Origin of the sequence: Chryseobacterium taeanense (genome assembly GCF_900099685.1) — a bacterium.
GTDB lineage: Bacteria > Bacteroidota > Bacteroidia > Flavobacteriales > Weeksellaceae > Chryseobacterium > Chryseobacterium taeanense.
In genome coordinates this window covers 38661-65461 of record NZ_FNDW01000004.1, presented here as the reverse complement: position 1 = coordinate 65461, position 26801 = coordinate 38661, and the positions used below count along the sequence as shown (strand labels likewise).

The following is a 26801-nucleotide window of genomic DNA, read 5'->3' as shown; positions in this document are numbered from 1 at the left end:
CAATCTATATCTATTTCATATTCAATAATATATGCACAACCTCAACAGTTTCGCCGTTGTTATCATGTCTAGAAATACCAACTTTCATATTTGCAAAACTATGAAGTTCATCTCTAACACTAAATCCTGAAATAGGATATTTATTACCATAACTATCATTTGAATTTAAATTCCTAATATAGTGAGAATAACTAACCCATAAGTTATCAAAACGTTCAGCCTCTCCAAATACAATAATAAACTTGCGTTGAAGTTCATGTGTATCATATTTTGAGAGTAATTTTATAAGATGTCCTGAAACTACAGTATTTTTAGGTCCACAACTCTCAAGTCTGAAGCATTCAATTATAGTAACTGGAATTCCATTGTTCATCCTAATCATGATATCTAGTTCACCAGCATCTTTACTATTACTAGAAATTCCGGATCTTGTCTGGTCTGCAACATTGTGTCCTTGTGTTCTCAACAAATCAACTATATCATCATTAATTAAATTTTCAATTCTCTTTTGAAATTTTCGCTCAAGAATTCGTGATCCTATTTCAATCAGATCATTTAGAATCTTATCAAGTGAATACATAGGATTATTTTCTGGCTCTACATTATCAATTTTATATAAACCAAGAAGTTTGTGCACATTCACTCCTGTAGCACTTACTTCACATGGAATTGTTTTAAAAGTGTTTTCTGTCCCTATTCTTCTTACAAAAACATAATTAAATAAATGGGGAGTCATTGAATTAATACATTCTGGACAATTACATGGAATTTTTTCAGGAACATCAGGATAATTTAACGACTGATGAATATCATTTAATTCTTTTCTTATTATTTCAAGTAAAAAGGATGCGTTATTGCCATGAATCCAAATAAATAGTTTGCGAGAATACTGATCAGTAGTTATCAATGCTCGTGTATTCTCTCTTTGAATAATTACTCCATTTTTCCAAAAGGTTTTATCATAAATCAATTTTCTTGTTCTTACAATAAATCTAGCCATTATTCCTGCCGGCATAAAATCATAATGATACTCAAAACGCAAATTATCATTATAATCCCAATCAAATTCAAGTTTTTCTGGTTTAAGTAACTCTGGGATTAAAAAAATACTTTGTTCAACTTCAAAACATAATTCAAACTTTTTCATCAACGTAACTATATACGGATGCTTATCACGCTGAAATTCATAAAGAATAGAATCTAACATATCAGGGTCAAATTCACCATTACGAGCGATAACCTCTTTAGAATCAAGTATCTTATATACTGCATTAGTTGCCCATTCAGGTTTTAAAAATAAAATATTTCTTAGCAAATTGTCATCTTGAAAATGAAGAAAAACACCAAGATCATGAAAATACTGACTTAAAAAAAGTGCTCTTTGATTTGACAATCCATGTTGATTACAAATATTTAAATATTCTTCTGCTGAAATATAATTTGAATCTAAAGACTCCAATATTGTTCTTATTTCTAACCAAACTTTAGGAAGCTTATCTCCTATCAGCGGTAATGAATTGATTTCATCTTGAATTTTTGTTGTAAGTAGATCAATATTTTGCCCGCTACTAGCACTCACTTGGTGAAATGAAACAATATTTTTAAATTTTGCTTTGAGTGACCGCTCGTCAATATTAATTATACGCTCATCAATTTTGTTCAATACAATTATTATTGGAGAATTATTACTCAAAAGACGAATGACATTTAGCCAATAATCAAAACTAATCAAATGCTGATCTGTTCTTGCTTCCCATACTAATAAATAAAGTGATCTGTTTGTTAGAAAAAATTGATGAGTTGAATGATAAATTTCTTGACCTCCAAAGTCCCATACGTTAACTCTAAAGTCAGGTGATGATTGTGTTTTTACCTTCCATGACTTTATATCAATTCCCTCCGTAGTATTCGTTTCGGGTATTGAGTTATGTATTAAACGATTCATCAAGTAAGTTTTTCCAACATTACCTTGACCAACTATTAATAATTTTGCTTCAAATAATTGTACATTATCACCAAGAGATAAATAATAATTTATTATTCCTGAAGCCCCCTGAGAGGAAATTTCTATTGGAACTTTACCAATTGGATTACTATCAAAATCCAAAAACTCAAGTGAAGTAAGATTTTCAAACTCCTTCGGTAATGAACTAATTTTATTACCACTTAAATTCAGTCTCTTCAGCTTTTTTAGTTTACCTATACTAGTTGGCAAATATTTAAGCTCGTTGAAGCTCAGATCAAGTTCAATTAAATTCTCCAAACAATCAAAAGCATCATCTTCTATTGAAGCTATTTTATTCTCAGATAAATCTAATTTCTCCAAAGTATATACATCACTAATAGCTTTCGGAAATACTTGTAACCTGTTGCCTTTAATACTTAAATCTTTGCATTTCGGATATTCTATAAAATGTTCTGGAATTAATGTTATTTGATTGTAGCTAATATCAACTTTTTCAATATTCATTAGATTTTCAAAGTAATGACCATCTATCAAATTTATCTGATTGTCTGCTAAATTCAGATATTTAATATTTTCTAAAGTAAATACAATTGTTGGTAACTCTTTAAGTGTATTATTTTTTAAGCTTAAATGTTCTAATCTTTTAAATTGAAAAAACCAGTCTGGAATTTCTGGAATTGAATTACCAAATAAATCCAGATATTTAACTTCAGTACAAATTTTTAGCTCATTCGGTATTCTCTTTAATCTTCCTGTAGTCAGCTGGACTTTATGAGTATTATATTTTAAATCTTTTAACTTATTCTTAATGTGTGGTTTCATGTATAGTTAGTTTTTTTTAATGAAGGGTATTTTAATGCAGGTTAAATAATAAATGAGTTACTTATAATACTAAAATAATAATATTTAATTAATAATTAAGATATTTTGTAATAGCTATTTTCTTATTTCATATTATTATCAACATTTATAATAATTATAATCCATTACTGGTCGAAATAAGTGCCTTATAAATTTCTACGGGAATATAGGTTGGATTTATAAAAACTAATTCTAAAATTAAATCTTTTTCAGAATTAACTTTTTCTCCTCACATTTATAATAAATTATTTTAAAAATTATTTCTAAGATCACACAAATCTATTCATAACTCAAATATCAAATTTAATAATAAGAAATTATTCATATTTACGACAATCCGTATTTATACTGAATTAATATCAGAATATTTTTCATTTCATCACAAAACCAACAAAAAAACCTCATCAAATCTGATGAGGTTCATATTTTAAGTAAGATAAATCAATTATCCCTGTTTTCTGTGTGTGCTTTTTGGAGCGGCTTTAGCTGCAGAAGTCGCTTTTACTTTTGGAGCGGCTGGCTTTTCAGCTTTTGGGGCTGCTTTTTTAGGCGCTTCTTTTTCTACGTTGAGTTCTTCCGTTGCCGGTTCGCCATCCAGTGTTTCAGGCTCTGCTTTTACAAAGCTTTCCGGAGTGATGTATCCTGCTTTCTGAAGGATGTTGTACCACTGTGCCAGTTTTTTGATATCAGAAGCGTAAACTCTTTCCGTATCGTAGTTCGGAAGAGAAGCCGTCATGAATTCTTTTAATTCGGCATCCGTTGCCTTATGGTGAATCGCTTCTTTGTACTCGTAGTTTTTAGCAATATTTTCAAAAACTTCGAACAAAGGAACTTCTTTATCAAAAGTAAACATCGCGATGTTATCCAACAAACTTACCTGACTGGAGTTTCCAATGCTTACTTTTTTCTTTGTGGTAACATCTTCAATGATAAATCCGTTTCTTAATTGAGAAACTAATTTAAAAAGTCCTGGTTTTCCGGAAATTGAAATTATTTTTTCTAACAGCATAATTTTATTTTTTTGTATTTCTGCAATCGGTCGGTACACTTCAACAAGCTCCGTGTGGCAACTTTTTGCGTTTTATTATTTCTTCTTTTTTATTTAAACTATTTGGGGAATCTCATTTTATAATTGATGCTTACGTCACCCTGGGTTATTTTTGTCAGTTTTCCTTTTACCAGCTTCTTTTTCAGAGCACTGAGGTGGTCTGTGAACAAAATTCCTTCAATGTGATCGTATTCATGCTGAATTACGCGGGCTCTAATATCGGAAAAAGTTTCTGTATGTTTTACAAAATTTTCGTCATAATATTCGATCACGATCGTGCCTTTTCTTTTCACATCTTCTCTCACATCCGGAATAGAAAGACATCCTTCGTTGAATTTCCATTCTTCCCCGGATTCTTCAAGAATCTTAGCATTAATAAAAACTTTTTTGAATTCTGCCAGCTCGTCTTTGATGTCCTCATAATCTTCGTCTTCTGCCAAAGGACTTACGTCGATTACGAACAGACGGATATCCAGCCCGATCTGCGGGGCAGCCAGACCAATTCCGTTGGCGCTGTACATGGTCTCGAACATGTTTTCTATCAATTCCTGCAGGTTGGGATAATCTTTGTCAATATCCTTTCCTACTTTTCTTAACACGGGGTCACCAAAGGCTCTTATCGGTAAAATCATCTTGTTCTTTGTTCTAAAAAATTCTGCAATATGATGGTTGCACTTACTTTATCTATTAATCCTTTCTGCTGTCTCTGTTTTTTATTCTTTCCGCTTTGGGAGATAAAAAAAGAAGCCATTTTGGATGTAAATCTTTCATCGAAGCGGTTAACCTTCACCGTTGGAAATTCTTTTTCAAAAATTTCTATAAACTTCAAAATGTCGGTTTCCACTTCGGAGATATTTCCTTTCAAATCTACGGGAAGCCCGATCACAACTTCATCCACTTTATTTTCGCTGAAATATTTCTTCAAAAACTCAGTGAGAACCGGAGTCGAAACCGTATCCAGACCGCTTGCAATGATCTGCATATCGTCGGTTGCGGCAATACCACAACGTGCCTTTCCATAGTCTATTGCAAGGATTTGTCCCATAAGTTTGCAAATTTAGTAAATTTTAATGATTTTATTCCAAACACATTTTTTTTATAAATCATGTTTTTATTCCGCTAATTTTTTTATAAATTTAATTTTCCAAAAACGTAATTATGAAGAAACTCATTCTCGTAAGACATGCGAAAAGTGACTGGCCGGAAGAAACGGAGGACTTCGACAGACCATTGGCAGACAAGGGTTTAGAAGAAGCCATGCATATGTCCAGGTTCATGAAAAACAATAATGTGTCGATCGATTATTTTGTATCGAGTCCCGCAGTGCGTGCATTGAATACGTGCAAAATTTTCAACCAGTCTTACCATATCAATATGACGACGAATGAAAAGCTTTATAATCCTTCGGAAAGCAATTTTGAATCGGTGATCTATGATCTGGACGACAACGTAAATTCCGTAGCGTTTTTCTCCCACAATAACGGCATTTCCAATTTTGCCAATTCTATTTCTGAAGATATTTTCCACTTTCCGACTTGTGGCGTAGCGGGTTTTGAAATCGACTGTAATTCCTGGTCTGAATTTGACGGTGCAAAAAAAAGACTGATATTTTTTTACGATCCGGGAAAGATTAAATAAAACATCGAGATTCTGTTTAAATTTTACGTAATAATTTTTGAGATATTTTGCTTAATTTGCTTCATTCAAATAAACTTTGTTTATTCTTAATTCTAACATTAAGAAATTTAGTTTATTACACCTAAAAATATAAGAAATCAATACATTGATTTTAAATTAAGATAATTAAGAAAATATCTTAACTTCTTAATGTTAAAATATAATTCTGTTTATTTTTTATATGACCACAGATTGGCACGGATTTTTACAGATGATGCCGTGGTCTGAGAGCCACTAAACCTTTCAATTTTTCATGCAAAACAAAAAATCAAAGATTTTAAAAAAATTATGTGTTCTAAAATTTACGCAAAGCTTTATTCTTTAATCTAATGTGACTTATGTGTTAAAAGCTTTTGCCACTTTTGTGGTTAAATCTACCACAGATTGCGCAGGTTTTCACAGAAAAATTAACACATGAGTCACAGAAGATTTTTTTTTAAATATTAAAAACATTTTCAAAACGCATTAGAAAAAAATCAAAGATTTTTAAAAAACTTATGTGTTCTAAAATAGGCGCAAAGCTTTATTCTTTAATCTAACGTGACTCATGTGTTTAAAAAGCTTTGTTGCTAATTATTTTCGTCTCAAATCCAGATCATCAAAATCAAAACTGAAATCCGTAACATCGGAAATAGGTTTTAATCTCGCCGACTGTGCTTTTCCCGTTTCGTCATAATCAAAAATAATGTAGGCATCGGCATCATAGCTTCTGTCGTCCCATTTGATGATAAAAGAATTGTTGGAAAAAGGCAATAATTCACCTTTTAATCTCGGAGAATTTTTACATGAAATTCTGTAAATACTTCCTTGTTGAGCAATTTCCACATCCCCAAACCATTTATCGTTGTATGTTCCGACAAACTGCTCCGGTTTTGGTTGAAGATTTTTATCTTTTCGGAAAGCTTCAGATTTTGCAAAAGCTTCCTTTTTTTGTTTGTCAAAACCCTCTTCCAATTTCTTCATTCTGTCGCTGTATGTTTTTAGCCAGTTGCGATCTGCAATACCGAGATAAGAATCTTTTACGGTATTAGTAACTGTACTGAAAGCTGCTCCGGACTGTTGATTTGTCAAGACAACGATTCCCAGTTTCATATCCGGAATCAGGGTAAACTGCGTCACCGTTCCGATCAATCCGCCGGTGTGTTGAATTTGTTTGTGACCTTTCACATCGCTTAAGAACCAACCCATTCCATATCCGTAGAAACTGGTGTCATAAGGATTTTTCGCCGCCACTGCTTCAGGAATCTGCAAACTCCAAAGCTGCTGGATATTTTTGTCTGAAACTAATTTTTTACCGTCTTTGGTGGTGAAATTGTTTAGCAGGAATTCTGCCCAGATGGTCATGTCTTTGATGTTGCTCATAATTCCTCCGGCTGCATTGGCCGTTTCGCTCCAGTCGTGAGGAACAGCAACCGCTTTTCCATCTACAGGTGCATGAGCATCGATTTTGTTGGCAACCGCTTTGGCTCTGTTATAGCTTCCGAAACTTGAGGTCATTCCGACAGGTTTCATGATTCTCTGTTCGATAAATTCAGCCCAGCTTAACCCGGAAACTCTGTGAATCACTTCACCCGCCACGATAAACATAATATTATTGTAATCTAATGTTGTTCTGAAAGGATTTTCAGGTTTTAAATATCTAACGTTGTGAACGATATCATTTATGGTTAAATTTCCACCTTCAGGAAAGAACATGAGATCTCCCTGTCCTAATCCTAATCCGGCTCTATGTGTCACCAGATCTTTAATAGTAACATTCCGGGAAACATACGGATCATACATCTGGAATTCAGGAATATACTTTGACACCTTATCGTCCCAGTTTAATTTTCCTTCATCTGCTAAAATTGCCAGTGCTGTACAGGTAAAACCTTTGGAGTTGGAAGCAATTCCGACCAATGTATTTTCGTCCATCGGTTGCTTAGTGGTCAAAGAACGTACGCCAAAACCTTTGGAATAAATTACTTTACCATCTTTAATGATTCCCACCGACATTCCCGGTACATCGAAAGTTTTCAGCGTGTTTTGTATTAATTCATCCAATTTTTTCTCTTCCACCTGCGCATTGGCCAAACCAAAAGCAAGCAAAAGAAGGAAAAAAGAAAGTTTCTGCTTCATTTTTTTAATTTTTTCAAATTTAATTAAATATTCCGGGATGCTGATAAGAAAGTAAATCTTCATAAATTTGCAATGTAAATATTTTTCATGACCAAAATCCTTCTCCTTTCCGATTCCCATTCTTATATTGATGACCGTATTTTAGAATATGCAAACCAGGCTGATGAAATCTGGCATGGCGGTGACTTTGGAAGCATGGAAGTGATTGAGCAGCTGGAAAAAATAAAACCACTAAAAGGCGTTTACGGAAATATAGACAATGCAAAAATACGTTCTGAGTTTCCCGAAGTGAATCGTTTTCTTTGTGAAAGTGTGGAAGTTTTGATGATTCACATCGGCGGGTATCCGGGAAAATATACTCCACTTGCCAAACAGGAAATTGCTGAAAAAGCTCCAAAATTGTTTATTTCAGGACATTCACATATTTTAAAAGTAATGTTTGATCAGAAGAACAATCTGCTGCATCTCAATCCGGGAGCGTGTGGAAAACAAGGTTGGCATAAAATGAGAACGATGATGCGTTTTGTGATTGATGGCGCGGAAATCAAAGATTTGGAGGTTATTGAATTAGGAACTAAGTTTTAAAATAATTTTTAAACCATTAATAAAATTTGAGGAGTTAATAATAGATTGATTCGTTCCTCGCAATGACAATACTATGAAAATTGGAGATAAAGTTTCTGCGGTAGATGAAGATTTGAATGGAGTTGTGACTTCAGTCAACGGAAATATTGTTGTTTTTAAAGATGAATATGGTTTTACGCATCAATATCCGAAAGGAAAACTGGTTCCCAAAGATTCTGATTTGTACGAAAATATCAAAGTGGTAAAAAAAGCAGAGCCTAAAAAAAACATTTCTAAAAAACACCAGAAAAATGCTTTGGTTCTGGATCTTCATTTTCATAACATGGTTAAAAATCCCAATGATTATGACAGTTTTGAAAGGCTTTTCATTCAGAAGGAAAGGTTACTGGAAACATTGAATTTTTGCAGGAAAAACCATCTTAAAAGATTGGAAATCGTTCACGGAATTGGTGACGGAACTCTCCAGCGAATGGTTTGGGATATTCTGGAAAGCCAGACTGGACTTGATTTTTACAATAAGGAAATACTTCATCATCAATCGGGTGCTGTAATGGTAGAATTTCACTAAATTTGCAGGAATTGAAATATGAATATACTTAATTTACTTTTCACTAAAGACGGACTGATCTACCAGATTGCTAAAAACAAAAGCATTGTGGAGGAGAAATCGTATTTTGTAGACGAAGAATCTCCTGAGAATCTCATTGCAGATAAGCTGGATGAAGTCTTAATCAAACAACGATTTGATGAAATTCACGTTATTTCTGCACTCAATCATTTTACGCTGATGCCGGAAGGCTTTTCTGAGCATGAAACAGGGTTTGACCTGATCGCATTTAACGCACCTGTAGACAAGGAAAAAGAAGAGCTGATGCTGTCTATCAATGAGAAATTTAAAGTTCAGTTTTATTATACTTTTCCAAAGAATTTTTATAAAAAGATTAAAGAACTCGCATTGCCGGTTAACTTTAATTTTTCGGGTGAAAAGTTTTTAAATTCTATTCATAATAAAAGCAATAAGGAAATTCACATCAACCTTTATCATAATCAATGTGAGTTTTTTGCGATAGACAACAAGAAAGTTATTTTATACAATAATCTGGATGTAAATTCTGAAGTGGATTTTCTGTATTTCATCATGTTTACTTTAAGCAAGATCGGTTTCGGAATCAATGAAACCAACTTTTTTGCCTATGGTGAAACCACTGAAAATGAAACATTTATTTCAGAGCTGCAAAAATTTGTAAAGAATCTGAAAATCGTATTTGATAATATTCCGAATAAAAATTTTATATTAAATTAGATTGCAGGAACAAGACATCAGGTTTTAGTTAGCCTGTAACCTTCTACCTACAATCTAAAATCCAACAACTATGTACAGAATCATTTCCGGCAAATGGAAAGCCAAGAAAATAGCAGCTCCAAAGAATTTTGATGTAAGACCGACAACGGATTTTGCCAAAGAAGCGCTTTTCAGTATTTTGGAAAATACGTATGATATGCAGTCGATTTCTGTGCTGGATTTATTTGCAGGAATTGGCTCGATAAGTTTTGAATTTGCTTCAAGAGGCTGCCAGGATGTCACTTCCGTAGAAATGAATCCTAAGCATACGGCATTCCTTAATGCTACGGCCGCTGATCTGGATATGGCTTTACAGATCAATGTTCAGCGCGGAGATGTCTTTGACTGGCTGAAAAAGTTCAGAAATAAAAAATCTTTTGAAATTGTTTTTTCCGATGCTCCTTTTGAAATGGAAGAGAAAAAATATCAGGAAATTATTTCTTTAGTTTTAAACAATAAATACCTGAAAGAAAACGGAATTTTAGTGATCGAACATCAAAGCAGAATGAAATTTGAGCATCCTAATTTAATCGACACAAGAAAATACGGAAACGTAAGTTTTAGCTTTTTTGAGCCTAATAAAGAGGTAACAGAAATACAAAATCAGGAATAGTTTCCTGATTTTTTTATTTATAAAACCTTCAGCTCTAAATCAATAGTCTTTCCGAAGAATTTCTTTGAGATCTTTTCAAAATTTTTCGTTAAGTCTGAAAGATAAAAATGATAGCTCGGCTTTGGATTCTGATCATTCAGCAAATTATATTTATCTAAAATAATTTTCAAATGATTGGCTACAATATTTGGAGAATCAATCACCCGGACACGGTTTCCGTAATATTGTTTAATTTCATCAATTAATAAAGGATAATGTGTACAGCCTAAAATCAAGGTTTCAATATTCTTCAGTTTGCTGTTGCTCAGATAATTATAAATAATCGCATGCGTAATCGGATGATTTTTAAAACCTTCCTCAATAGCAGGAACCAATAAAGGGGTTGCCAGCTCATCCACCTTAATCCATTTATTATGCTTTCTGATACTCTTTTTGTATAGTCCGGAATTCACCGTGGCTTTTGTAGCAATAACGCCGACATTGTTGTGAATTTCATACGAAACTTTTTCCGCAACAGGATTGATAACATCAATTACAGGGACTTTGCCTCCTACCGACTGCATCACTTCATTCAACGCATTTGCAGTGGCTGTGTTGCACGCAATAACAATTGCTTTGCAATTTTGTTCCAACAGAAAATTAGTGATTTTTGTAGAATATTCGATGATAGCTTCCTTTGATTTTTCACCATACGGAAGATGTTTTGTATCTCCGAAATAAATAAGATCTTCATGCGGAAGAAGTCTCTTGATCTCTTTAGCTACCGTTAAACCACCCACTCCGCTATCGAAAATCCCGATAGGCTGTCTGGGTGAAAGATGTGAGTAATCCTGCTTTTTAGTTTTCAAAATTGGGTTGAAATTTTATACAAAAATAGTGAAATTGTTGGATGATGAAATGCAGTTTTCAGAAGTTTTTCATAAACCAATTACCTGTTTAAACTATAAACAAATCCGAAGCAATTCCGTCTGCCATGAACCAATGTTTTTCGGGAATTTTTAGATGATTGTTTTCAATAATTAAAATTTCTTCTTCAAGCTTTGGCTGAATTTCTTTTTGAAAATGTTCTAAGATTTTATCGTTGAATTTTTCCTTTAAATTTCCGAGATCCACACCCCAAATTGTTCGTAAACCAATCATAATCATTTCATTAAACTGATCCTCCTGAGAAAGAAATTCTTCGTCTTTGGCTAAAGTATTTGAATTGAGCTTTTTTATATACTGGGAATTATTGGCAACATTCCAGCTTCTGATATCAAATCCGTTGTAAGAGTGTGCAGAAGGGCCGATGCCAAGATATTCTTTATATTTCCAATATGAAGAATTGTGTTTTGAATAAAAACCCGGTTTAGCAAAATTAGAAACTTCGTAATGTTCAAATCCCTTATCTTTCAGAAAATCTGATAAATAATAAAACTCTTTATTCTGTTCATCTTCTTTCGGGCTTTTTACTTTTCCTTTTGAAATCCAGTTTTCCAAAGCTGTTTTTGGTTCGACAGTCAATGCATAGGAAGAAATATGTGGAACTTCCAGCGCAATTGTCTTATTTAAGTTTTCCTTCCAGATTTCAAGATTGGAAGTGGGTGAGCCATAAATAAGATCAATACTCAAATTTTCAAATCCGAAATCCTGAGCTCTTTTGATGGAACCTTCAGCTTCTGATGCAGTATGAGCGCGGTTCATTAATTTTAAATCTGCTTCAAAAAAACTTTGAGTCCCGATGGATAAACGATTGATCGGTGAATCGGCTAAGCCTTTCAAGAAGTTCTTATCTAAATCATCTGGGTTGGCTTCCAATGTTATTTCAATATTATTTTCAAAACTGAAATATTTCAGTACTTCATCGATCAAAGATTTTATTTCATCCGATGAAAGAATGGATGGAGTTCCGCCACCAAAATACAGAGATTGTAGATTTTTCTTTTGCAGTTCCTCTTTTCTTAAAAAGATCTCCTTTTTCATTGCATTTAGCATTTCATCTTTAAAATTCAAAGATGTTGAAAAATGAAAATTGCAGTAGCTGCATTTCTGTTTGCAAAAGGGAATGTGAATGTAAATCATAAAAAAAGCTCTGAAAAATTTTCAGAGCTCAAATTTATTTAAATTAAATCAATTAATATCTATAACCTCTGTGGTTAATGAAGTTGTCGAAATTGTATCCAACTCCAAGCATAAAGCTGTTTCCTCCGTATTCCTGAATGTCAGACAATCCGATATTGTAGGTAGCACCCACCATGAATTTGTTGAATCTTACTTTTACAACCGGTGCAATCTGCAACTGCTGACTGTCGAATCTGTTTTGAACAGATCTGTAGTTCACCCCGAAAGAGAATGAGTTGATATCATTAAAGAACGTAGCCATAAGGTTATAGTCAATCGTTCTCGTGGAATTTGTATTCAGATTAATTAATGCAGACGGAGTTACATACATATTATCTGCAAAATGCCAGTCATATCCTAAATTTAAGAAGAATTTAATTGGAGAAGGCTCACGTCCGTTTACGATCGCCTCGTCGTTGGTAAGGGCGATGTCGTTTACGGAAACCGAAGCGAAGATGTTTCTGTAAGTAGCCGCTACCCCAAAGTTGGCGTATGCCATGAAAATGTTACTTTCACTACCTTGTAATAAAGGATCTGAAGCATCTTGTGTGTTAATTTTTGAGTAATCAAAATTCATATTGTATAAGCTTACGCTTGTACCGAAAGAGAACTGATCTTTTCTGTCTCCTTCGCTGCTAAGAGGAATAAAATATGAAGCACCAGCCGTAATACCTCCTGCGGAAATAGGACCATTACTGTCTCTGAATACTGATAAACCCGCACCTACTCTATCAAAAATATTCGCATTGATCCCAACCGACTGAACGTTTGGAGACTCACTGAACTTCGAAAATTGCTGCTGATAGTTAAGATTAAGTTGCACATAGTCGGTCTTTCCGTATTGTGCCGGGTTGAACAGAAAATCACCATCCAAAAGGTATTGTTGATAGTATGGTAATGTTTCTTGTGCTTTGTATGCATTTGACAAAAGAGCTAAACATACGATAGCATATAGTTTTCTCATAACAAATCTTGATTTCAATTCAACAAATATAAAAAAATTCTCAATATATTTTTAGTTTTCTAAATAATTTCTCCATTTTTTTACGGCATCTGCCATATCTTTCGGCATTGGGCTTTCAAAATATAATTCCTTTCTGGTAGTGGGATGTATAAATCCTAAAGTGTGGGCATGAAGCGCATGTCTAGGTAAAATTTCAAATACATTTTTTATAAACTGCTTGTACTTAGGAAGATTCACTCCGCGAAGAGGTGTATGCCCTTCATATCTTTCATCATTAAACAAAGTATGACCAATGTGTTTGAAGTGCGCTCTGATCTGGTGTGTTCGTCCCGTTTCCAATTTACACTCTACCCAGGTCATATATCTGAATCTTTCAAGCACCTTGTAATGCGTCACAGCATGTTTTCCCTGGCTGCCGTCTTCATACGTATGCATCTGCATCCTGTTTTTGGGATGTCGCCCGATATGCCCCCTTATTGTTCCTTCATCATCCTGCACATTTCCCCATACAAAAGCCCAGTATAGCCTTTTTGTTTTCCTGTCAAAAAACTGTTTTGCCAAAAAGCTTAAAGCAAACTCATTTTTTGCAATTACCAGAAGTCCTGATGTATCTTTATCAATTCTATGAACGAGCCCTACCCTGTCCAGATCAGATTTCTCTCCCTGCTGTTCAAAATGGTAAGCCAATGCATTTACCAGCGTTCCGTCCCAATTACCGAATCCGGGATGCACTACCATACCGGGATCTTTATCTACAACTATAAGATCGTCATCTTCGTACACAATATTGATAGGAATATTCTGAGGGATAATAACGTTTTCTCTCGGTGGATGTGCTAAAAGTACCGAAATCTGATCTCCCGGCTTTACGCGGTAGTTCTGTTTTACAGGCACTCCGTTCACCATCACATTTCCTGCTCTGCAGGTTTGTGAGATTTTATTTCGTGAAGAATTCTGACGAAAAATCAACAGGAACTTATCTATTCTTAATGGCTCCTGACTTTTATCTACAGTGATGTTGAGATGTTCATACAGACCTTTATTTTCCTCATCAATATCGATATTCTCAATATTGTTCTGGTCTGATAATTCTTCATCTAAAAAATCTTCGCTATCTTCTGCCATTGTTTTGTTTTTTATACAAAAGGCTTCAACGTTTTAAAAGTTGAAGCCTGTATGTTTATCATTATTAAATAGTTAATCAATAACTACTTTTTTTGCTTTCGGCTTATCTGCTGGTTTATTACCTGAGCCTGCAGTATTTGCGCTGCCTGTATTAGAAGTTGTCGCTTTCGCCTTTGTACCATCACTTACCGAACCCGATGTCTTCCCTGTTGATTTCTGAGCTTCTGTTTTTGGAACCTCCGCAGAGGATCTAGGATTTTCTTTTTTTGGTGCAGCTGGCATTGGAGGCTCTTCATAAGAAGGTTCATGATAAGCTGGAACTTCCTGATATTGTATCGGAGGCAGCCCTGTATCAACTTTCATTCTGTAGATCGAATTCAGTTCTTCTATTTTCGCTCTTAGCTCGGCTGGTGTTCTTTTACTTGCCCAAAGATCCATCTGCATTCCCTGATCCCTGACATCTCCTGCCGCAGGATCCTGATAATAAATAATATCAGATTCATCTTTGCTTCCGTCTTCATGCTCTACAAGACCTACTTCAAACATACTTCTTGCAATAACACCTCTCGCCTCTTTCACAGTAAGCCCCACAACATTAGGAATGGAAATGTTTCTCATCGGACCTGAGCCTATAACAACATCTACCACAGAGAATCTCGGAAGTTTTGTTTTAGGTTTTACAGCTGCTCCTTTAAACATAATTCTTAAAACCGCATCCTTCTGAATGCTTGGCTCAAATATGGTATCTCCTACCTTTAATCCTACCTGTTCAAGTCTCTGGAAGGCAAGTCCTGAATATTTATTAATAACATCCGGAACTTCAACTTTAGCCCAGGTTCTCGGATTTACTTTTAGTAAAATTGCTCTTCCGTCTTTAACTCTTGATCCCGGAGAAGGATAGACCTGTAATACCTGGAAAGGCCTGTATTTAGGATTATACTGAGGGCTATCTACTTCATATTCCAGACCTGAATCATCTAAAATCTTGATGGCCTCATAAACGGATTTATTGACAATATTGGGTACGGGGATTTCCTGACCATGATTGGTATGATACTCAAGCCAGCGGAATGTAAGCCAAACCAACCCAACGAAAACACCGATGGCAATAGCTAAGTTCAGTAAAACTTTCCAATTGAAAAGTGATTTAAGCATACTTTAAATGACTATAATTAGACAGCAAATATAATTAATAATTTTAGAATGTACATATTTCATTTTCGTTTTCAAAATTTCAGGTTTTGCAAAATTGCATGACATAAAATCATTAAATTTGCCCTAATTGATATTTACGAATATGAGCAAAAAAAGTGTTGCCGTAGTAATGGGGGGCTATTCAGACGAATATGTTGTATCATTAAAAAGCGGACAATTAATCTATGATTCTCTCGACAGAAACCTTTATGATGTATATAAAGTAATCATCCTTAGAGACGAATGGTATTTTTTAGATGAAAATAATCAAAAATTTGAGATTAATAAAGGCGATTTTTCTGTGACTTTAGATCATAAAACACTGAAATTTGATGTCTGTTTCAATATTATCCACGGAACACCGGGCGAAAATGGACTTCTCCAGGCCTACTGGGATGCAATCGGGCAGAAATATACAGGTTGTGATTTTTATCAGAGCGCGCTCACATTCAACAAAAAAGATACGCTGGCTGTACTTTCAAAATATGGAATCCCTTCAGCAAAAAGCATTTATCTTCGAAAAGGAGAAGAAATTAAAGTTGATGAAATTATAGAAAATCTTGGGTTACCTATTTTCGTTAAGCCTAATCAATCCGGCTCTTCTTTAGGAATTTCAAAGGTTAAAGAAAAATCTGAACTCATTGCCGCAACGGAAATTGCTTTTAAAGAAGATGATGAAATCTTAATCGAAAGCTTCCTTGACGGAATGGAAGTTTCTGTGGGAGTTATTGATTATAAAGGAGAAACCATTGTTTTGGGAATCACGGAAATTGTTCCTAACAACGAGTTTTTCGATTATGAAGCCAAATACGAAGGTGCTTCTGAAGAAATTACGCCGGCAAGAATTGATGATGAAACAAGAATCCGTGTGGAAGAAATTTCAAAAAAAGCGTATAATTCTCTTGGAATGAGTGGTTTTTCCCGCAGCGAATACATTCTGATGAACGGAATTCCCTATATGCTGGAAATGAATACCAATCCCGGGTTTTCTCCTGCGAGCATTCTTCCGCAACAAGCCAAAGTTTACGGAATTGCCATATCAGACCTTTGCGGCAATGAGGTTGAAAAAGCTTTGAATAAAAGAAATTAGACATTAGAAGCTAGATATTAGAGTAATAACACAATCATAATTAATAGCTCATAACTTATAACTTTATTGCGCATGAAAATTGCTGTTTTTCCGGGTTCATTTGATCCCATTACATTAGGACATTACGATATTATAGAACGGGCAGCCCCGCTTTTCGATAAATTAATCATCGCCATCGGGCAGAATTCACAGAAAAAATATATGTTTCCTCTGGAAAAAAGGATGGAATTTATCCAAAACTCTGTCGCTGAATTCCCTAATGTAGAAGTTGATTTTTTTGAAGGTTTAACCGTAGACTACTGTTTTGAAAAAGATGCACAATACATCATCAGAGGCTTAAGAAACCCCGCCGATTTTGAATTTGAAAAGGCCATTGCACACACGAACAGAACCTTAGCTCACAAAAAACTGGAAACCGTCTTTCTACTGACCTCATCCGGAAAATCATTTATCAGCAGCAGCATCGTGAGAGAAATCATCAATCATGGCGGGGAATACGGACTTTTAGTTCCGGATTCAGTAAGGGTTGAGAAATGAGCAATATAATAATGTGAAATTTTATGACCAAGAGAAATCATTCATAAATTTATCGATTATCATTCATAAAAAACATGCACGAACAGTTCAATTTTGCCATAGAAGTCCTTGGAACGATATCGTTTTCGATGTCGGGAAGTTTTGCAGCGATGCAAAAACGGCTGGATCCGTTCGGTGTTTTAATTATTGCCTTCGTGACTTCTGTAGGTGGCGGAACGGTAAGAGACCTGTTGTTGGACATTCCGGTTTTCTGGATGCATGATCTGCTGACATGCTCTTTAATCATTCTGACCAGCATTTTCACCATGATTTTTAAATCTTTTGAAAAAAACTTCCGGGTCACCTTATTTATTTTCGACAGTTTCGGACTGGGATTGTTCACGATAATCGGTGTCCAAAAAGGACTTCATGCAGACATTCATCCTTTAATATGTATTGGTCTTGGAACTATCACAGGTTGTTTCGGAGGGATTATCCGGGATATTCTGCTGAATAGAATTCCTTTGATTTTCAGGAAGGAAATCTATGCAACGGCTTGTATTGTGGGAGGTGCTGCATTCTTATTATTAACAGAATTAACGACTTTATCATATACTATCATTCAGATTTTCACTATCTTACTAATTGTATCAATCAGAACTTTAGCCGTGAAATATCATTGGCAGATCCCAAAATTTTATGGATATAATAATGATGCAGAAATGTAAAAATTAATTGCAAGATTTAAATAAAAAAGCATCTGAAAATTTCAGATGCTTTTGTTTTTTATAAGATCCTTCATTAAAAGAATTTCCCTCTGTTTCTCATGTTCGGGTTATGCATATGCTTCTGCATGGTCGGCATTTTCAACTGTTCTTTCATCATTTTGATCTGGTCGGTCATCATTCCGGCGCTGTCGAGTCTTTTAGCTTCTTCAAGCAACTTCTGCCCTTCCTGTTTTCTTCCTTTTGAGATCGCAGCAGCAGCAAGATTTAATGTTGCCATAGCTCTGTCGTGTTTCATATTAAGTCCATAGTCCAAAGCTTTTCTCATAAGAGGCTCCACTTTTGTCGGATGATCCTGAGCCTGTGTCAACCCTGTCAGATAATGGAAATAACCATACTGAGATTTATGAAGCTGTGCCTGATAATTCGTAATATTTTTCAGCCAGTCAGCTGCTTTTTCCATATTCTGCTTTCTCAATTGCCAGAAAGCCAGTAAGATATATTCATTTTTAAAGAAAAGCAAAATCGGAATAGCAGATAGAATAACCAAAACAATTCCCCATCCGATATTTCTGTTCATCATCAGATAAGCTGCTATTGCTATAATTACCGCAGAGATTACAAACTTTATGTATTTATTCATTATTAAAATTTAGAAGTGCAAAGATAAGAAATTTGGTTGTTAGTTATTAGTTGTCAGCTGATGGTTTTCCTGTTAAAATTTCATCTGTCAACGAACAACAATTAATCAATAACTTTATCATATGTTTGAAAACAAAAATCATACTGGTTCTTTTCGTCTTTTTCATGAAAAACTTCATTCGTTTTTTTCCAGGTTTTCTCATCAATCTTTGGAAAATATGTGTCTGCATGAAGATCTGCTTTTACACGAGTTATTTCAAGCCTGTCGGCTATATCCATGGTTTGTTCATAAATTTTTCCGCCACCGATAATGAAAATCTCTTCATCGATTTTTTTAGCAAATTTTACCGCCTCTTTAATGCTTCCTACAATCAGAACACCCTCTTCAAACCAGTCATTTTTTCTGGATACAACTATATTCGTACGGTTAGGAAGCGGTTTTCCTATACTTTCATATGTCTTTCTTCCCATAATTACAGGATGTCCCGAGGTGAGATCCTTAAAGTGTTTTAAATCTTTAGGAAGATGCCAAAGCAGCTGATTTTCAAAGCCAATCTCGTTCTTTTCTCCCATTGCTACGACTATTGTTGTCATTAAAATAATTTTTCACAAAATTAGCACATAATTTGTATATTTGGTTAGCACAAAAAATTTAAAAAATTAAACTATGAAAAACAGAGGCTGTCTGAGCGCCGGCACCATCGGAATTGCTCTTCTGATTATCGTTGCAGTTTTATTCTTCTGGGGAAAAAGCGGCTATAATAATTTTGTAACAAAAGAACAGAACGTTAATACAAAATGGTCTAATATAGAGACGGTTTATCAGAAAAGAGCAAACCTGATTCCTAATCTTGAAAGAACGGTAAAATCATATTCGAAATTCGAGCAGGAAACATTAACTAAAGTCATTGAGGCACGTTCAAAAGCGACTTCTGTGAATATTGATCCTACGAATATGACAGAGCAGGATATGGCAAAATTCCAATCTGCTCAGGGTGAATTATCCGGAGCATTAAGCAGATTAATGGCAGTAGTTGAGTCTTATCCGAATTTAAAGGCAGACCAGCAATACATTAATTTCCAGAGAGAATATATTGCGATTGAAAACAGCATCAGAACAGAAACAGTTTATTATAATCAGGCTGCTGAGGACTATAATACTTCAATAAAAAAATTCCCGAATAATATTCTGGCGAATTTTACCAACTTTAAAGAGAAACCTTATTTCAAAGCAGCAGCAGGAGCCGAAAAAGCACCTGAAGTATTTACAGAATAATGGCAGGTAATTTCCTAACAAGTCAGCAAATAGCTTCCCTTGTGGAAGCTATTCAGTCGGCGGAAGAGCATTCTACCGGTGAGATTCGTGTACACATCGATTCAAATACAGATAATGACAATGCAAAAACTGCTTTTGAAGTGTTTAAAGAATTGTGTATGGAGAAAACCACTGAACGAAATGCAGTACTTTTTCATATAAATTTTGAACAGAAATATCTTACCATTATCGGCGATAAAGGAATTCATGAAAAAGTAAGCCAGTCTTATTGGGATCATCTTCACGATTATATTACTTCTGAATTTGCCAAAGGTAATTACTACAAAGCACTTAAAAGTGCCATTCTGGAAACCGGTCTTGAACTAAAAAAACATTTTCCTGTAACAGGAGAAAACCCCAACGAGCTTTCTAATGAAATTACGTTCTCTTAAAATAGTTTTTTCATTCATCCTCCTATGCTTTTACACATTTGTATCTGCACAGTATTCTATTCCTAAAAAGCCCGCTGTTTTATATCCGGTTTTTGATGAAGCCAATCTTCTTTCCGAACAGGAAAAAAATGACCTTAATAAAAAACTTATTGCTTTTTCAGACTCTACCTCAACTGAAATTGAAGTTATCATCATTAAATCTACGCAGGGAGAAGATATCAATTTTCTTGCTACCATGTTTGGTGAAAAATGGGGAATCGGGCAGAAAGGTGTAGACAATGGCGTTGTATTTTTAATCGCTAGTGAAGATCATACCATGTCTATTCAACAGGGACGTGCCGTTGAGCCATACTTAACAGCTTCTGTTGCCGGACAGATTTTAGACTATATTGTTACTCCCCAATTCAAAAAAGGAGAATGGTACGAAGGTATCAACCGCGGTACTTCTGCTATTATGGAAGCCGTTCAGGGGAAATTTAAGCCTTTAAAAGAACATAAAAAAAACGGTGACGGGGATCTCGTTAAAATCATGATTATTGCTTTTATTATCTTTATTATTTTCTCTATATTTTTCGGGAACCGCGGAGGAGGAAGAGGAGGAAATGGTGATGATGACGATGTTATTCTTTCAAGAAGAGGACGCAGAAATTATCCCGGGGGCTTTTTCCCATTCCCAGGCAGCTTCGGAGGTGGTGGCTTTGGTGGAGGAAGTTCTGGCGGTGGTGGATTCGGTGGCTTTGGAGGTGGTGGAAGTTTCGGAGGTGGTGGTGCTTCCGGAGGATGGTAGACTATGCTGATTTTTAAATCATTTCTCGTATCATATCCAATTATTAATTGATTTCATAAAAAAGAATTTTTTCCATATTTTTTGATTTTTAATTAATAAAAATTTCATTTATTGATGTTAAAAAATTAACAAACCTGCCTTAAATCTGTTTTTAATTTAAAACTTTTTCATTATATTTACTCAAAACAGGTTTTATGAAGAAGACGTTGGTAGTTTTTGCGCATCCTTATTTAGAGCACTCAAACTCGAATGCAGAGCTCATTAATTTCTATGTTCGCCACCAGCATTTTACGCTTCGCGATCTTTACGAAGAATATCCCGACTTTCATATTGCTGCTTTCAGAGAAAGAAAAAGAATAAAAGATTACGAGCGTTTTATCTTTCAGTTTCCTCTCATCTGGTTCGGAATGCCACCTCTACTCAAACTTTGGATTGATGAAGTTTTTGACCGTAACTGGCTTAAAGAAGATCATCACAACCCATTGAAAGGAAAAGAAGTTTACATTCTGGTAACCACAGGCGGAAAAGAAAGATCTTTTCATAAACAAGGAACCTACAAGTTCACCGTAGAAGAGTTAATTAGCGGGCTCATTGTTTCTCTTAAAGTATTTAAGGCTGATATTAAAAATATAAAAATCGTTTACGAAGCCAATAAGCTATCAAAAAAAGAAATTATTTTACATAAACAGGAATTTTCAGAATTACTCAATAAATAAAAATATGGAGACAAGCTTAGCCATGAACACCCTTTTATTCTTGGGCGTTGCCATTATTATGGTTCCGCTGGCAAGAAAATTCGGACTAAGCTCTGTAATAGGCTATATTGCAGGCGGAATTATTATCGGACCTTATGTTTTGAAACTAACGGGAAGAAACGTTAACGATATTATGCACGCCAGTGAATTCGGGGTTATCATGCTCTTATTTTTGGTGGGCTTAGAGCTTGAGCCCAGAAAATTCTGGGATATGCGTAAGAAAATTGTCGGGCTGGGTCTTACTCAAATGCTCCTTACCATATCTTTGCTTTTTTTAGTTTTTATGATTTTTGGATGGCGACTCGATAAAGCAATTGCCATTGCCATGTGCTTCGCTCTGTCTTCTACGGCCATCGTTTTACAGACTTTACAGGAGAAAAACAACCTGAAAACGCTGGCAGGAGAAGCTTCATTTTCCACACTTTTATTTCAGGATATTGCGGTAATTCCTATTCTCGCAATCTTACCACTCATCGCACATTATAAAACCAGGGATCATGATAATGAAATTCAGGTACTCATCCAGACACTTCCGGAGTGGATGCAGTTTGCGACTGTGATCTTGGGCGTAATTGTATTAATATTATTGGGTCGATATGTTTTTGTTCCTTTTTTAAGATATGTATCAAAATCAGGAATGGCAGAGTTGCTGACAGCCTCTTCCCTATTTCTGGTGATTGGAGTCTCCGAGCTAATGGTTGCTATAGGCATGTCGCCTGCTTTGGGAGCTTTTCTGGCAGGAGTTATGCTGGCCAACAGTGAATTCCGGCATGAACTGGAAGCTCAGATTGATCCATTCAAAGGTCTTTTACTTGCCGTTTTTTTTGTAAGCGTAGGCTCAACAATGAATTTTAATATCATTCAGGAAGATCCTTTATTTATATTTGGTACTGCTTTTATTGTCCTGATAATTAAATTCATCGTTTTATTTTCGATTGGAAAGTTTTTTAAAATTGATACATCCCAAAGCCTTTTTTATGCATTTGCACTTTCACAGGTGGGAGAATTTGCATTTGTACTGATTAATTATTCCTCAAATCTTTACCTCATAAGTCCTGAACTTAATGCTCAAATGATGGCAGTTACCGCTATCACTATGTGTATCACGCCATTTCTTTTAATAATAAATGATAAACTCATCACGCCTAAATTCATTAAAGAAATTCCTGATGCCGAAAATGATTTTAACATCCTTGACGGCAGTATCAGACAGAAGAAAATTATCATTGTAGGATTCGGACATTTTGGAAGTACCGTCGGGCGGCTTTTAAAAGCTAATAAGATTTCTGCCACCGTTTTGGACAGAGATTCAGACAGAGTGAAACTATTAAGAAGCTACGGTTTTAAAGTATATTACGGCGATGCCACTAAAATACCAACATTACGTGCCGCCGGAATTGAAGATGCTGAAATACTTGTTCTCTGTCTGGATGATGCGGATGATAATAAATTTATTGCAGACTTGGTTCGGGAGCAATATCCCAAGGTGAAAATATTTGTAAGGGCGAAAAACAGAATTGATGCCTATAATTATCTGAACAACGGAATTAATAATATTTATCGTGAAACACTCGGTACAGCCGTAGATATGGCCGTAGATGTACTCCACGAATCAGGTATGCGGAAATATGCCGCCAGACGACTTGGACAAAGGTTTATGGCTATTGATAAAGAATCTATCAGAAAACTGGCTAAGGCAGAAGAAGACGATGAAATTCATCTTTTCACCACAAAAGAAATCCTCCAGAGAGAGGAGGAATTATTGGCTTATGACAATCTTAATTTTGAAAATAAGCAATGGGAAGACTCCTCAAATGATGAGGAAGACCAAGCGGATAAGTAATTAGTGAATGCTTACGCTTCCGCCACTGCTTTCTTCTTTCGTTACTGAAGTTACGTTTCCTTTTTTGTAAACGCTCACGCTACCACCTGAAGAAGCTTCGGCATAAATTGAGGATGAAGCACTGATATCAACGCTTGCTCCACTCGATGCTTCCACTCTTAGATTATCGGCTACAACATTTTTAGCAGAAATACTGCTTCCCGAGGATGAAGAAATCTCTGCCTTCTTTGCTTTACCTGAAAGATCTAAACTTGATCCTGATGATGCATCAACATTTAGATCAACAGCCCATATTTTTCCCGAAAAGCTGCTGCTGCTTCCTGTAGAAATTTCAAAATCATTGGCTTCAAGATTTCCGTCAACAGATGCTGCACTCGAAACATCGATGCTCATTTTATCCTGAACGAATTTATCTTTAACCGTGATTCCTGCCGCTGAATTGGCTTCAATTTTAGAAAAATCTTTTGCATAGATCTTCGCAGAAACGTTATGATTGTTCATCACTCTGATCCCTTTTTTATAATGGATATAAAGTTTATCTCCGCTGAAATCTACCAAAACCTCATCAATAATATTTTCAGGAGCAGAAATAACAACCTTTTCAACGTCTGACTTTATAATTTCAGCTTTAATTGCCTGAGAAACCTCAATTTCATCAAAATTGCCTGTCATCTCTTTCTGTCTCATCGGGCCGTGATCTGTAGAAACTACTTTTTCTACCCAGTCTCCGTTCCCGCTATGTCTTTTCTCTTTTCTTCCATCGCATGATGCTAATAGTACAAAAGCCGAAAAAATAAAAAGTTTTGTTGATTTCATATTCAATTGAATTTTATGATTACTATATTATGACAACTAATTTATAAAAAATATTACATCTGCGTTACTATTAATCGAAGATTGACTTATCTCAAAATACTTTTTTTCTATGAAACGGGAAGTAAGAGCTTTTTATAAACTAAGATTTAATATCTTTAGGCAATTATTAATAAATCGTTTATGAAGAAGATTTCATCAGTATTATTAATTTCTGCACTAGCATTTAATCAATCCTGTACAACAATGAAAAGCACCGAAACACAAAAGGAAGTCCCTACTCCGGACGCTTCCCTTTCGCAAAATCCGTTCATGAAGAAAAGCAAACTTCAATATGAAGCACCGGAATTTGACAAAATTAAGGATGAACATTTTAAACCTGCATTCGATTTCGGATTAAAACAGCATGATGCTGAAATTTTAAAAATCGCTAATAATCCTGAAGCGCCTACCTTTGAAAATACATTAGTAGCACTGGAAAAAAGTGGTGAGATCCTTAAAAGAGCCGTGATTGTATTTTTTAATCTTACGAGCGCCAATACAAATCCTACCTTACAGGCATTGGATGAAGAATACGCGCCCATTTTCGCAGCACATTCCGACAAAATGTACCTGAATGAAAATCTTTATAAAAGAATAAAAGCGATCTCCGAAAAAGGTTTAGACTCTGAAAGTAAAAAGCTTTTACAATATTATAAGCAAAACTTTGAAATCGCGGGGGCCAATCTCTCTGCTGCCGACAAAGAAAAACTAAAGCAAATCAATCAGGAACTGGCTTCACTTTCTACGCAATATTCCAACAAATTGCTGGAAGCAAGAAAGCAGGGCGGTGTTTTTTTTACGGATGCTAAAGAATTGGATGGCCTTTCTGCCGATGAAATTGCAGCAGCTGCAAGTGATGCTAAAAATGCAGGAAAACCAGGTCAGTATTTATTAGCGTTACAAAATACTACACAACAGCCACTTTTGCAAAACCTTAAAAACAGAGCGACAAGAGAAAAGCTGTTCAAAGCATCATGGACGAGAGCTGAAAAAGGTGACGGAAACGATACCAGAGAAACCATTGAAAAATTAGCAAAACTAAGGCTAAAAAAAGCTCAGATTTTAGGTAAGAAAAGCTTTGCAGAATGGAAACTTCAGGATCAGATGGCAAAAACACCTGAAGCCGCCACTAGTTTAATGAACAAAATTGCAACGCCTGCTGTAGAGACGGCAAGACGCGAGGCAAAAGACATTCAGGATCTGATCGATCAGCAAAATGGAGGATTCAAGGTAGAACCGTGGGACTGGAATTTCTACGCAGAGCAGGTAAGAAAGGCCAAATTTGATCTTGATGAAAGTGAAATCAAGCCTTATTTTGAAATTACAACCGTGCTGGAAAAAGGAGTTTTCTTTGCTGCCGAAAAATTCTACGGACTGACGTTTAAGAAAAGAACTGACCTTCCTGTATATCATCCGGATGTAGTGACTTATGAAGTTTTTGATCATGACGGTAAATCGATCGCGATTTATTATCTGGATTTTTATACAAGAGACTCTAAAAACGGAGGAGCCTGGATGAGCAATTTCGTTGAACAATCGTATTTATTGGGAACAAAACCTGTTATCGTAAACTGCTACAATTACCAGAAACCGGCTCCTGGAAAACCTTCTTTAATAAGCTTTGATGATGTTTCAACGATTTTCCATGAATTCGGCCACTCAATTCACGGAATGTTTGCGAGCCAGAAATATCCTTCATTATCAGGAACCAATGTGCCTAGAGATTTTGTGGAATTCCCTTCACAAATAAACGAACATTGGGCTTTAGATCCTGTCGTTTTGAAAAATTACGCTTTACATTATGAGACCAAACAACCGATTCCGCAAACATTGGTTGATAAGATAAAAAAGGCCTCTACATTCAATCAGGGTTATATGACTACAGAATTGGTTTCAGCTGCCGAACTTGATATGGACTGGCATACCGTAACCAATGAAAGCGAGTTGATTCCTGTTTTAGATTTCGAGAAACAATCTTTAGCGAAACATGGATTTACTTTAGCAACAGTTCCTCCGAGATATCACACGCCTTATTTTGCACACATTTGGGGAGGTGGTTATTCTGCAGGATATTATGCTTATCTGTGGTCTGAAACGTTGGATAACGATGCTTGGGAATGGATCAAAGACAACGGCGGACTGACAAGAGAAAACGGCGACCGTTTCAGAAAGTATATTCTGTCGGTAGGAAATTCGGTAGACCTGAATCAGGCATTCAGGGATTTTACGGGGCATGATCCGGATATTAAGCCTTTATTGAGAAACAGAGGTTTTATCAAATAATTGGT

At 35.4% G+C, this 26801-nt stretch carries 27 protein-coding genes; 14 read left to right on the top strand and 13 right to left on the bottom strand.

The window, feature by feature from the left end; genetic code table 11:
- Positions 1-10 precede the first annotated feature (10 nt).
- The 4 genes from BLR30_RS07425 to ruvX all read right to left on the bottom strand — a co-directional run bounded on the left by BLR30_RS07425 (position 11) and on the right by ruvX (position 4920).
- Complete coding sequence (locus BLR30_RS07425) at positions 11-2788, bottom strand: COR domain-containing protein (protein ID WP_089856669.1); 2778 nt, start codon at positions 2786-2788, stop codon at positions 11-13.
- A gap of 484 nt (positions 2789-3272) precedes the next feature.
- Positions 3273-3836: a DUF5606 family protein gene (locus tag BLR30_RS07420; RefSeq protein ID WP_089856667.1), complete on the bottom strand. Its 564-nt coding sequence runs from the start codon at positions 3834-3836 to the stop codon at positions 3273-3275.
- Between the two features lie 98 nt (positions 3837-3934).
- Complete coding sequence (gene def / locus BLR30_RS07415) at positions 3935-4507, bottom strand: peptide deformylase (RefSeq protein ID WP_089856665.1); 573 nt, start codon at positions 4505-4507, stop codon at positions 3935-3937.
- Positions 4504-4920 (bottom strand): Holliday junction resolvase RuvX, encoded by a 417-nt coding sequence (gene ruvX / locus BLR30_RS07410; protein WP_089856663.1) that lies wholly within the window; start codon positions 4918-4920, stop codon positions 4504-4506. The genes def and ruvX overlap by 4 nt, the downstream gene beginning before the upstream one ends.
- Positions 4921-5033: 113 nt before the next feature.
- Here ruvX and BLR30_RS07405 point away from each other — a divergent pair, with 113 nt between their 5' ends.
- Positions 5034-5513, top strand: a complete 480-nt coding sequence (locus tag BLR30_RS07405; RefSeq protein WP_089856662.1) for a SixA phosphatase family protein — start codon at positions 5034-5036, stop codon at positions 5511-5513.
- Positions 5514-6125: 612 nt separating this feature from the next.
- Here the strand turns inward: BLR30_RS07405 and BLR30_RS07400 are convergent.
- Positions 6126-7670, bottom strand: a complete 1545-nt coding sequence (locus BLR30_RS07400) for a serine hydrolase (RefSeq protein ID WP_089857156.1) — start codon at positions 7668-7670, stop codon at positions 6126-6128.
- Between the two features lie 87 nt (positions 7671-7757).
- Between BLR30_RS07400 and BLR30_RS07395 the strand changes: the two genes are divergently transcribed.
- The 4 genes from BLR30_RS07395 to BLR30_RS07380 all read left to right on the top strand — a co-directional run bounded on the left by BLR30_RS07395 (position 7758) and on the right by BLR30_RS07380 (position 10210).
- Complete coding sequence (locus tag BLR30_RS07395; protein WP_089856660.1) at positions 7758-8255, top strand: metallophosphoesterase family protein; 498 nt, start codon at positions 7758-7760, stop codon at positions 8253-8255.
- Between the two features lie 73 nt (positions 8256-8328).
- Complete coding sequence (locus BLR30_RS07390; protein ID WP_089856659.1) at positions 8329-8823, top strand: Smr/MutS family protein; 495 nt, start codon at positions 8329-8331, stop codon at positions 8821-8823.
- Positions 8824-8841: 18 nt separating this feature from the next.
- On the top strand, positions 8842-9558 hold the full coding sequence (locus tag BLR30_RS07385; protein ID WP_089856658.1) for a DUF3822 family protein: 717 nt from the start codon (positions 8842-8844) through the stop codon (positions 9556-9558).
- Positions 9559-9628: 70 nt separating this feature from the next.
- Complete coding sequence (locus tag BLR30_RS07380) at positions 9629-10210, top strand: RsmD family RNA methyltransferase (protein ID WP_089856656.1); 582 nt, start codon at positions 9629-9631, stop codon at positions 10208-10210.
- 17 nt (positions 10211-10227) lie between these two features.
- Here BLR30_RS07380 and murI read toward each other — a convergent pair whose 3' ends face one another.
- From murI to BLR30_RS07355, 5 genes are all read right to left on the bottom strand, one after another.
- Positions 10228-11058: a glutamate racemase gene (gene murI, locus BLR30_RS07375; RefSeq protein ID WP_089856655.1), complete on the bottom strand. Its 831-nt coding sequence runs from the start codon at positions 11056-11058 to the stop codon at positions 10228-10230.
- An 88-nt stretch (positions 11059-11146) separates the two neighbouring features.
- Positions 11147-12271, bottom strand: a complete 1125-nt coding sequence (hemW, locus tag BLR30_RS07370; RefSeq protein WP_089856653.1) for a radical SAM family heme chaperone HemW — start codon at positions 12269-12271, stop codon at positions 11147-11149.
- A 52-nt stretch (positions 12272-12323) separates the two neighbouring features.
- On the bottom strand, positions 12324-13274 hold the full coding sequence (locus BLR30_RS07365) for a PorP/SprF family type IX secretion system membrane protein (RefSeq protein WP_089856652.1): 951 nt from the start codon (positions 13272-13274) through the stop codon (positions 12324-12326).
- Positions 13275-13325: 51 nt separating this feature from the next.
- The gene (locus BLR30_RS07360) at positions 13326-14399 is read right to left on the bottom strand and encodes an RluA family pseudouridine synthase (protein ID WP_175443621.1); all 1074 of its coding nucleotides are present in this window, start codon (positions 14397-14399) and stop codon (positions 13326-13328) included.
- Positions 14400-14471: 72 nt separating this feature from the next.
- Positions 14472-15554 (bottom strand): PASTA domain-containing protein, encoded by a 1083-nt coding sequence (locus BLR30_RS07355; protein ID WP_089856650.1) that lies wholly within the window; start codon positions 15552-15554, stop codon positions 14472-14474.
- Between the two features lie 142 nt (positions 15555-15696).
- On the opposite strand from BLR30_RS07355, the gene BLR30_RS07350 reads away from it, so the two are divergent.
- The 3 genes from BLR30_RS07350 (at position 15697) to BLR30_RS07340 (ending at position 17927) form a co-directional block, all read left to right on the top strand.
- Positions 15697-16683, top strand: coding sequence for a D-alanine--D-alanine ligase (locus BLR30_RS07350; RefSeq protein WP_089856648.1), 987 nt, complete (start codon positions 15697-15699; stop codon positions 16681-16683).
- 72 nt (positions 16684-16755) lie between these two features.
- Entirely contained in the window at positions 16756-17220 is a 465-nt protein-coding gene (gene coaD, locus BLR30_RS07345) for a pantetheine-phosphate adenylyltransferase (protein WP_042722302.1), read from the top strand.
- Between the two features lie 74 nt (positions 17221-17294).
- Positions 17295-17927: a trimeric intracellular cation channel family protein gene (locus BLR30_RS07340; RefSeq protein ID WP_089856646.1), complete on the top strand. Its 633-nt coding sequence runs from the start codon at positions 17295-17297 to the stop codon at positions 17925-17927.
- Positions 17928-18000: 73 nt separating this feature from the next.
- Here BLR30_RS07340 and BLR30_RS07335 read toward each other — a convergent pair whose 3' ends face one another.
- Both BLR30_RS07335 and BLR30_RS07330 read right to left on the bottom strand, forming a co-directional pair.
- Complete coding sequence (locus tag BLR30_RS07335) at positions 18001-18567, bottom strand: tetratricopeptide repeat protein (RefSeq protein ID WP_089856644.1); 567 nt, start codon at positions 18565-18567, stop codon at positions 18001-18003.
- Between the two features lie 101 nt (positions 18568-18668).
- Positions 18669-19160 (bottom strand): dihydrofolate reductase, encoded by a 492-nt coding sequence (locus tag BLR30_RS07330; RefSeq protein ID WP_089856642.1) that lies wholly within the window; start codon positions 19158-19160, stop codon positions 18669-18671.
- A 73-nt stretch (positions 19161-19233) separates the two neighbouring features.
- Between BLR30_RS07330 and BLR30_RS07325 the strand changes: the two genes are divergently transcribed.
- From BLR30_RS07325 to BLR30_RS07305, 5 genes are all read left to right on the top strand, one after another.
- Positions 19234-19842: a LemA family protein gene (locus BLR30_RS07325; RefSeq protein WP_089856640.1), complete on the top strand. Its 609-nt coding sequence runs from the start codon at positions 19234-19236 to the stop codon at positions 19840-19842.
- Positions 19842-20273, top strand: coding sequence for a TPM domain-containing protein (locus tag BLR30_RS07320; protein WP_089856637.1), 432 nt, complete (start codon positions 19842-19844; stop codon positions 20271-20273). Before BLR30_RS07325 ends, BLR30_RS07320 begins: the two co-directional genes overlap by 1 nt.
- On the top strand, positions 20254-21060 hold the full coding sequence (locus tag BLR30_RS07315) for a TPM domain-containing protein (RefSeq protein WP_089856635.1): 807 nt from the start codon (positions 20254-20256) through the stop codon (positions 21058-21060). The genes BLR30_RS07320 and BLR30_RS07315 overlap by 20 nt, the downstream gene beginning before the upstream one ends.
- A gap of 194 nt (positions 21061-21254) precedes the next feature.
- Positions 21255-21776: an NAD(P)H-dependent oxidoreductase gene (locus BLR30_RS07310; protein WP_089856632.1), complete on the top strand. Its 522-nt coding sequence runs from the start codon at positions 21255-21257 to the stop codon at positions 21774-21776.
- 4 nt (positions 21777-21780) lie between these two features.
- Positions 21781-23658 carry a monovalent cation:proton antiporter-2 (CPA2) family protein gene (locus tag BLR30_RS07305; RefSeq protein ID WP_089856630.1) on the top strand — a complete coding sequence of 626 codons (1878 nt, stop codon included), beginning with the start codon at positions 21781-21783 and terminating at the stop codon, positions 23656-23658.
- Here the strand turns inward: BLR30_RS07305 and BLR30_RS07300 are convergent, their stop codons facing one another.
- The gene (locus BLR30_RS07300; RefSeq protein WP_089856628.1) at positions 23659-24474 is read right to left on the bottom strand and encodes a GIN domain-containing protein; all 816 of its coding nucleotides are present in this window, start codon (positions 24472-24474) and stop codon (positions 23659-23661) included.
- Between the two features lie 180 nt (positions 24475-24654).
- Between BLR30_RS07300 and BLR30_RS07295 the strand changes: the two genes are divergently transcribed.
- On the top strand, positions 24655-26796 hold the full coding sequence (locus BLR30_RS07295; RefSeq protein ID WP_089856627.1) for a M3 family metallopeptidase: 2142 nt from the start codon (positions 24655-24657) through the stop codon (positions 26794-26796).
- Positions 26797-26801: the final 5 nt, after the last annotated feature.